12 protein-coding genes are annotated in these 7,639 nt (G+C 68.8%); 10 read left to right on the plus strand and 2 right to left on the minus strand.

The window, feature by feature from the left end:
- On the plus strand, nucleotides 1-1,702 hold a 1,702-nt coding region (locus BT98_RS25210; protein WP_051544354.1), incomplete at its 5' end, for a ParB N-terminal domain-containing protein.
- Nucleotides 1,703-2,461: 759 nt separating this feature from the next.
- Here the strand turns inward: BT98_RS25210 and BT98_RS25215 are convergent.
- Nucleotides 2,462-3,013, minus strand: a complete 552-nt coding sequence (locus BT98_RS25215) for a hypothetical protein (RefSeq protein WP_019463361.1) — start codon at nucleotides 3,011-3,013, stop codon at nucleotides 2,462-2,464.
- A gap of 128 nt (nucleotides 3,014-3,141) precedes the next feature.
- Between BT98_RS25215 and BT98_RS27415 the strand changes: the two genes are divergently transcribed.
- From BT98_RS27415 to BT98_RS0119625, 8 genes are all read left to right on the plus strand, one after another.
- Nucleotides 3,142-3,402, plus strand: a complete 261-nt coding sequence (locus tag BT98_RS27415) for a hypothetical protein (RefSeq protein ID WP_147292497.1) — start codon at nucleotides 3,142-3,144, stop codon at nucleotides 3,400-3,402.
- On the plus strand, nucleotides 3,399-3,911 hold the full coding sequence (locus tag BT98_RS25220; protein WP_019463362.1) for a hypothetical protein: 513 nt from the start codon (nucleotides 3,399-3,401) through the stop codon (nucleotides 3,909-3,911). Before BT98_RS27415 ends, BT98_RS25220 begins: the two co-directional genes overlap by 4 nt.
- On the plus strand, nucleotides 3,908-4,087 hold the full coding sequence (locus tag BT98_RS0119600; protein ID WP_019463363.1) for a hypothetical protein: 180 nt from the start codon (nucleotides 3,908-3,910) through the stop codon (nucleotides 4,085-4,087). The genes BT98_RS25220 and BT98_RS0119600 overlap by 4 nt, the downstream gene beginning before the upstream one ends.
- Before the next feature lie 431 nt (nucleotides 4,088-4,518).
- Nucleotides 4,519-4,998: a single-stranded DNA-binding protein gene (gene ssb / locus BT98_RS0119605; RefSeq protein ID WP_027297439.1), complete on the plus strand. Its 480-nt coding sequence runs from the start codon at nucleotides 4,519-4,521 to the stop codon at nucleotides 4,996-4,998.
- Nucleotides 4,999-5,108: 110 nt separating this feature from the next.
- The gene (locus tag BT98_RS0119610) at nucleotides 5,109-5,378 is read left to right on the plus strand and encodes a hypothetical protein (RefSeq protein ID WP_019463418.1); all 270 of its coding nucleotides are present in this window, start codon (nucleotides 5,109-5,111) and stop codon (nucleotides 5,376-5,378) included.
- A 10-nt stretch (nucleotides 5,379-5,388) separates the two neighbouring features.
- The gene (locus tag BT98_RS0119615) at nucleotides 5,389-5,631 is read left to right on the plus strand and encodes a hypothetical protein (RefSeq protein ID WP_019463417.1); all 243 of its coding nucleotides are present in this window, start codon (nucleotides 5,389-5,391) and stop codon (nucleotides 5,629-5,631) included.
- Nucleotides 5,631-6,029 (plus strand): hypothetical protein, encoded by a 399-nt coding sequence (locus BT98_RS0119620; RefSeq protein WP_019463416.1) that lies wholly within the window; start codon nucleotides 5,631-5,633, stop codon nucleotides 6,027-6,029. Before BT98_RS0119615 ends, BT98_RS0119620 begins: the two co-directional genes overlap by 1 nt.
- A gap of 156 nt (nucleotides 6,030-6,185) precedes the next feature.
- Nucleotides 6,186-6,392 carry a hypothetical protein gene (locus tag BT98_RS0119625; protein ID WP_019463415.1) on the plus strand — a complete coding sequence of 69 codons (207 nt, stop codon included), beginning with the start codon at nucleotides 6,186-6,188 and terminating at the stop codon, nucleotides 6,390-6,392.
- 40 nt (nucleotides 6,393-6,432) lie between these two features.
- Here the strand turns inward: BT98_RS0119625 and BT98_RS0119630 are convergent, their stop codons facing one another.
- Nucleotides 6,433-6,993 (minus strand): hypothetical protein, encoded by a 561-nt coding sequence (locus tag BT98_RS0119630; protein WP_147292498.1) that lies wholly within the window; start codon nucleotides 6,991-6,993, stop codon nucleotides 6,433-6,435.
- A 135-nt stretch (nucleotides 6,994-7,128) separates the two neighbouring features.
- Between BT98_RS0119630 and BT98_RS27420 the strand changes: the two genes are divergently transcribed.
- Entirely contained in the window at nucleotides 7,129-7,407 is a 279-nt protein-coding gene (locus BT98_RS27420; protein WP_147292499.1) for a hypothetical protein, read from the plus strand.
- The last annotated feature ends 232 nt before the right edge of the window (nucleotides 7,408-7,639 follow it).

Consider the following 7,639-nt stretch of genomic DNA (forward strand, 5'->3'; position numbering starts at 1 on the left):
CCCCCGCCGCACCATGGCCGGGCCGGAAGCTGACGCCCTGCTGCTGGCCAACGTCCAGGCGGTAGGCATCCTGCAGCCGCCCACCGCGCGCGAGCGCGACGGCGAAGTGGTGCTGATCGCCGGGCATCGTCGCCGCGACGTGGCCATCAAGGCCAAGTTGAAGAGCATCCATGTCCTCATCCGCGAGGACAGCGACGACGTGGTGGCCGGGGCCGACGGGGTGCGCGCCTTCGCCGAGAACATAGTCCGCACCAACATGAACCCGGTGGATCAGTGGCGCGCGGTCGAAGCTCTGGTCAGCGAGGACTGGACGCCGGAAGCCATCTCCACCGCGATGAACATGTCTGTGCGTCGGGTGAACGTGCTGCGCCACATGACGCACATCCTGCCGGCCATGCTGACGCAGATGGCCCGTGGCGACATGCCGACCGAGCAGCAGCTCCGTACCATTGGCCTCGCCTCGGCCGAGGAGCAGGCCTCGGTTTGGAAATCGCAGAAGCCGAAGAGGAACGAGCGCGCCAACTGGCACATGATCTCGCACGGGCTCGACAAGCGCCGTGTATCCTTCACCCTGGCGAAATTCGGCGCGGCCGAGACAGAAGCCTTCGGCATCGTCTGGGAGGACGATCTCTTCGCGCCGGGCGACACCGATCCACGCTTTACCACCCAGGTCGACGCCTTCCTGCAGGCGCAGCGGTCCTGGCTGGAGGCCAACCTGCCCGAGGCCGGGGTCATGTTGGGGATGGACGAGTACTACCGCCCGCAGCTCCCGCCCCGGGCACAGCAGGTCTACTCTTCCAGGCCCGGCCCGAGCGACACCGTGGGCTACTACGTCAACCACCGCACCTTCGAGGTGGACACCGTTCTTTTCCGGATGCCCGAGCCGACTCAGCGCCGAGCCTCCACGGGTGGCGGAACCGACGAGGACTACGTGACGCCCAAGGCCGTACGGCCGGACCTCACCCAGAAGGGCGAGGCCATGGTCGGCGACCTGCGTACCGAGGCGCTGCACGCCGCCTTCGCCGAGGCCGAGATTTCGGACCACGCGCTGATCGGCTTGCTGGTGCTGGCCCTGGCCGGGCTGAACGTCAGCGTCCGCTCCGGGGCACATGGCAACGACGTCGGTAGTGGCGAGCGCTGTTCGCTGGCCGCAGCAATCACCGAGGGCGGTGTGCTGACCGCCGACCCGGCCGCGCTGCGCGCCGCCGCGCGTGGCATGCTGCGCCAGGCGCTGTCCTGCCGGGTGGGCTTCTCCTCCTCCGGCACCGTAGCGCGCATCGCCGGCATCGCCGTGGACGCTGACGCCTGGCTGCCGACCACGGCGACCGAGGAGTTCCTCGGCAATCTCAGCAAAGCGGCGATCGAGCGCACCGCCATCACCACCAACGTGCTGCCGCGCAACACCGGCAAGGCCACCCGCGCGGCTATCGTGGAGCACCTGAAGGGCCGGACCTTCCTGCACCCGCTGGTGCGCTTCGACTTCACCGACGAGGAGCGGCGCCAGGCGGAAGCGAACCGCGCCCGCGCGGCCGAGATGGCCGCCCTGCGGCGCGGCGGCCACGCCACGGATGACGGTGCCGAGGATGAGGAGGGGATCGACAACCCCGAGCATCTTCTCGCCGGTGACGAGGAGGAGGGCCCCGGCGCCGGCGTCATGCCGCCGCCCGGCGGGGCGGAGGTGCCCGCAGCGCGCGCCGTGTGATCGACGTGGCCCGGCCTGAAGGCTGGGCTCCCCCTCTCCAGATCACCCGACCCGAGGACGCTACTCCATGGCCTTCATCGCCATCGCCGCGCGCGGCTCCGACACCGAATCTCTCCAACTCGCCGGCAAGGAGCTGATCCACTACCCCCCCGGTGCCCGGGACACCCACGACCGCCTGTTCGACTACGCCGGGGGGGGCATCTCGGCTTCTATGGCTTCCTCCGCGTGGCCAACGCCCACATTTCGGGGCGGGTCATGGTCGGCCTGCCGGACCTGCCCGATCGCCTCTGGCGGGACGCCTACGACAACGGTGCCCATCCCGGCGACACAGCGAACCTGTTTTCCCATTCGTACCGATTTGCCCAATGAAGCCCGGCGCCAACCCACCAAGGATGATCCCCCATGCGCCTGTCCTGCTACATGTTTCCTGTCCTCGTCGCCCTCTGCCTCCCCTCGACCGGTCGCGGTCGCGCTCTCCGTGCGACAGCCCCAGGACGCGGCGTGATTGCAACAACCAGGAAATGCCAGACGCGGTTGGCCGTTCGCACCAGCATCAGGGAAGGTGTTTTCAGAAAGGAGAGCGAAGCGTGATAACCCAGCTGACGATTAAGGTCGCTATCGGGACCTTCCTGCCCGTCTAAGCAGCATATTGGCAGAGTGCCGCAACGATCCGGGGCGGTTGGCCAATACGAGCCAGTGCCGCAATGCAGAGGTAGCGTCAGGGGCCGCGCCCGGCCGTAGCTGACGCTACCAGGCCGGTCAGCCCGCTGCTGACCGGATCTTGCCCAGGTCGAGCACTCCCTTGGCACCCCAGCCCTTGGTCCCTGCTGGCACTTCCGGCCGGAAGTGCTCGTACAGCCGGAAGCCGACCCGGTTCAGCTCCTCGGGCTCCAATGATCCCGCCAGGTCCTCCATCGCCTTTCTGACGGCGCCGAGGTCCTCCCCGAAAGCCCGCTCGACATAGCCGGCCGCTGCCTTCGGCGAGGCCGCCTTGTCGTGGTCCAGCGCGCGTAGCTTTCCCTTCTCCTCCACCACCGGCACGTCGCGGCCGAGCAAATGCACGGCCTTCGGCCGCTGCTTGCTCTCACCCTGCTTGCGGGCCTCGCCGCGAAGATCGCCGCTCTCGTACGGATCCTCGGCGATGCCGATGGCTTTGGCCTTCACGCGGGCGCTGGAGCCGGCCACGGCCCGGCCCAGCGTGATCGCCGCATCCCGGTCGTACCCGAGCCGCTCGGCCACCACCGCGGCCCAGAGCGTCAGCACCGGCGCCCGGTTTACCTCGATCGCCGTCCCCACCTTCGTCCCGGTCATGCGCATCCATCCCACCCGTCCCGCTCGCCTCAACGGGCGAACGAAGATCCGGATGCGCCGTGCCGGTTTCCACCGTCCGGCCCCTGGCCGAACCGGCGCCTCGCGGCCTCTGGGGCGGATTAGCCACCATGAAGATCGAGCTTCGCAAGGTCGCCTATGTCGCGCGCGTGGCGATGGACCGCCTCTCGCAGCTGTTGTGCGACTGCGACAACGGGGTGCTGAGTGGGGCGGGCCTCCACGGGCAGCCGCCCTTGCCGAGCGGCTGGGACGCACTGACGAGCTGTTCGACGCACTCATCAAGTAGCCAACGCCGCCCGCGCCCGACCGGGTCAAGCCGGGCAACCCTGCCCTACACATCCGGACGCCCCGAGTACGGAGAACCGTCGTGACTATCGCCAGCTTCCAGAAGCCGCTGCTACGCGCGACCGATTTCACGCCGACGCAGTTTGACGACGGCGCCGCCAAGGCGGATTTCGGCAACCGCCTCCTGGCCTTCATCGCGACGGACTTCCCGCACACGCGCTTCACTCTCGGCTTCTACCGCATCCTGAGCCTGCATTTCGGCATGATCGCGCACTACGACATTCACGGCTTCTGGGAGGAATACTTCACTACTACTGCCGACAGGCTGCGTTTCCTGAAGGAGCTTGTGGCATATCCGTCCTGGGGCAACCCGGCCTTCACTTTCTCCGACGTGGAGCGTGTCGTGATCGCACGGCTTCGCTCGGCGGGTTTGGTCGAACGCCTGCACAAAGTTGCCGAGCAAGAGGCCGAGGCGGCCGAACGCGCGTTGCTGAACCACCTGCAGGCGCGCTACCAGCCCGGGAAGGCGCCCGTGGCCGAAACACCGCGCCGAACTGTCGGGAACTGGGCCTCCGACCAGGGCTCGCTGCTATGACGGCGCCGGCATTCCTGGTCGGCCTGCCGCACCTCGCGGACGAGCCGCTTCTCGCCGCCGCCCGCCGCCTGCGGGCGCCCCTGCTGCTCAGCGCCAACGCCTTCTCGATCTGGAAGCCCGACCAGCGGGGCATCCGTGGCTGCGAGCCGCACTTCGGGCTGCCTGGCCAGGAGTGACGGGTTCCCCACCCGGTCCACGGCCGTCGGATCAGGGAGGGGGAGAAGGGAGGAGAGAGGAGCAAAGGGGGCTGAAAACGAGCTGGGAGATGTCCGCAGGACGAGGGTGGGGAGGAGTCTGTCGGCTACCTGCCCGTGCCGGCCGCATGTCCTCGGGTTGCTGCGGTCTGAGCCACGGCGCCGGTCGCTCCTACCCCCGCTTTCCCCGAAGCCGGGGAAAGCGCCTCCGGCTCGGCACGCTCGGTCAGGGGCCGGGGCCGCGCCGTGCGCGGGGCGTTGCCCCGCTGCGGCGCAACCCCAACCCCCTCCCTCACATGCCTCGGGGGTAGGACCGCCCGCCACCGCGCCTCTCTTCGACCGCACCCGAGGATACGCGACCGGCACGGGCCGGAAGCCTCTTCGGGGAGAGAGAGAATGAAGAGGATCTGACGATGGCTGGTTCGCTCAACAAGGTCACCCTCATCGGTCGCCTGGGTGGTGACCCCGAGAAGCGCAGCTTCAGCAATGGCGGGCAGGTGGTGAGCTTCAGCCTGGCCACCAGCGAGACCTGGAAGGACCGCAGCTCGGGCGAGCGCCAGGAGCGCACCGAGTGGCACCGCATCGCGATCTTCACCGAGGGGCTCGGCGACGTGGTGGAGCAGTACGCTCGCAAGGGGGCTCTCGTCTACGTCGAGGGCAAGCTCGAAACCCGCAAGTGGCAGGACACGCATGGCCAGGACCGCTACAGCACCGAGATCGTCCTGCGTCCCTTCGTCGGCACCTTCACCTTCCTGTCCGATCCTCCGGCTTCGGGCGACCGGGAGCCGCGCGGCCAGTCGGGCGCTCCGGCCGGAGGCGGCACTCGTGCGCGCGGTCGCCAGCGCGCTCCGGCGACGGCTGGCCAGGACATGGACGACGACGTCCCGTTCTGACGGCCCGCGCTCTGGTGCCTCAAGCGAGGCACCGGGCCGCTTCCCACACCTCTCCCTTCCACCTCGCCGGGCCGCCTGACGGCGCGCCCGGCCTGCGAGGATTCCGCCCGATGTCCGCAAGCCTGCCCGCAGCCGCCTTCCCGCCGGCGCTCACCACCATCGTCTGGGAGACCATCCACGAGGAGGGCTTCCAGGGCCTCTACGGCCGCTGCCACCTCACCAGTTCCTGCCATCCCTATCGCTTCACCTCGCGCGAGGCCGCCAGCCGCTTCGCCGCCGCCATGTGCGATCGCCACGGCTACGACGGCTACCGCCTGCACACGCCCGGCTATGTGCCGCCGCTGATGACGATGTTCGACGACTGCGAAATCCCGTTCTGAGGAGCGTGGCATGAGTTTCGTGCTGATCTTCGACCCTGAACCGCTGCTGAGCGCGCCGCAGTTCTTCGGTCCCTTCGGCTCCCAGACAGCGGCTAAGCGTTACGCCGAGGCCTCGGGAATGACCTTCGGCCGCGACTTCGATGCTGCCGCCGCCGAAGCGGACAGTCCGGAGGGGAACGGAAAGACCGATTTCCCCTGCGCGGTGGCTTCCCTGCACCCCACCGATGGCGGTGCCGCCGAGGAGCGGACCTGATGCTGCGCCAGTACCACGCTCCGCGCCGCCAGGGCGGGGACAACCCGCTCGGCGTCGGCACCATCGCTCTCGGCGCCGTCTTCTACCTCCAGGACGACGGCCACTGGCGCGCCCGCTTCCGCGGCGGCGCCATCTGCCGCGCGCCCTGGATCGTCGAGGCCTTCCTCAACGGCCAGTACCACGCCGCCCGCCGCGATCCCGACACGGGCCATTGGCTCAGCGTCTACGTCGCCAACCGTACCGACCTCGCCCTGGTGCGGTCCCTCCGCGACGGCCGTCGCCGCACCGTCGCGATCCGCGTCCTCCAGCTGCACGAGGACGAGGGCCTCGGGTTTCCGGACAACCGCTATCCAGCATTGCCCACTCTCCTGCGGCCCAAGCAGTGGCGCGCCGCCTGACAACACCACACGTCGAGTAGCCACTGTTAGCGGCACGCGACCAACCGCTCCCACCATTCACATCTAGGCTCGCCATGGTCCGCTCGCCTACCGGAGCAGGCGCGCTTTTGCGCGCGTGCTGCCATCCCCGCACGTCCGGTCACTGGAGAGCATGACGTGTTCCATCATCCTCCCACCGTCCCGCGCACCGCCGAAGCCGGTTGCCTGGCCGAGATCCGCCGCTGGCAATACGAGGCCGAGCGGCTACGGGAAGGGGCAGGCGCCGAGCCGCTGAACGCGGCCCAGAGTGCCCGCCTCCTGCGCGAGGCCCGCGCCGCCGATCGCCGGGCCAGCGCCCGCCTGAACGCTGTTCAGGAACACTGATGGCCCGGATCGCGTGACCCGGGCCACTCGTCAGGGCTGTTCAGCCGCCTACCACCGCGAGGCCGAACACCGCCAACTCGGCGTCGCGCAGGCTGGTCGGCCTCCACTCCTCGCCGCGCTGTGCCAGCGACACCACCCGGGCCGCGGCGGACCGCTCCACCGAGAAGCCGTAGGCCGTGATCGTCAGCTGCGCCGCCTGCTCCGTCAGGTCGTTCGCCCGCTGTGACAGGATCTCCAGTGCCGCGTCCGTGCCTTGCTCCTGCTGCCGCAGTACCACCCCTTCCTGCGCCGCCTCCGCCGTCACCCAGGCGTCGCGCGCCACCTCGGCCGCCGTTTCCGCCCGCTCCGCGTAGGTCGCCAGCAGAGCACGCAGGGCCGCCTCGCGGCGGGCTCCCTTCTCCGGCGGCACGTTGTTCAGCACGAACTCCGCCACGCTGGCCTCCACCCGGTCTCGCAGGTCCTGCGAAGGCATCTCGAGCTGGAAGGCCTCTGCGATGTTGCCGACCTCCCGCACGTCGGGCACGCCCTCGAACGCTTTCGCCACCTGCTCCGGCAATACTCGCCGCGGCGGGAACTGCACCACGTTGTTCAATCCAGCCACGATAGCCTCCATGTCATCTGCCTTGCTGAACGGAATCTAGTTGACCCGGTGGGGCTCCTCCAAGATAAATCATTGATATGGCGAGATTATTTTCCCGAGAGGGAGAGTTAGACTTGGAAAAAAGGACGACCTGCCTTGGATGAGAACCGACCTCCTTACCGGCCGCTGACCGATACACCCGTGGATCTGCCCGACGAGCGTCGCAGGGGCGTCGTTCGCATAGAGCCGGGTCATCCCTTCGAGCACTTCTGCCCGGACTGCGGCCGCTGGGGTGCCTTCGGCTTCGGCGGGGATTCCATCAAGGGCATCCCGGGCGTCTGGTACTGCGGCGAGCACAGGGAAGCGGGCGAACAGCGCTGGAAGGCTGCGGGCGGGCTGTCCTCCCCAACACCTGAGCATCTCCCGCGGGCGTAGAGGTCTGGGCGCGCCCCCTGCGGGGACCGGGCTCTACTCAGCCGCAAGCGCGGCCTCCCCGAGCCCCCAAGCGGGGTCTCGGCCCTTGTAAGTTGCCCTGGCTGGTGCCGGTGGCCATCGTCACCAGTAGCGGCGGTGTGTCAATCGGCACTGAATTGGGACCCCAGATCGGCACGCAAAAGGGACCCTCTTGTGAGGTGTGTTGAGGGGGCGTTCAGGCGCGGTTCTTGAA

This window comes from Roseomonas mucosa ATCC BAA-692 (assembly GCF_000622225.1).
Classification (GTDB): Bacteria; Pseudomonadota; Alphaproteobacteria; order Acetobacterales; family Acetobacteraceae; genus Roseomonas; species Roseomonas mucosa.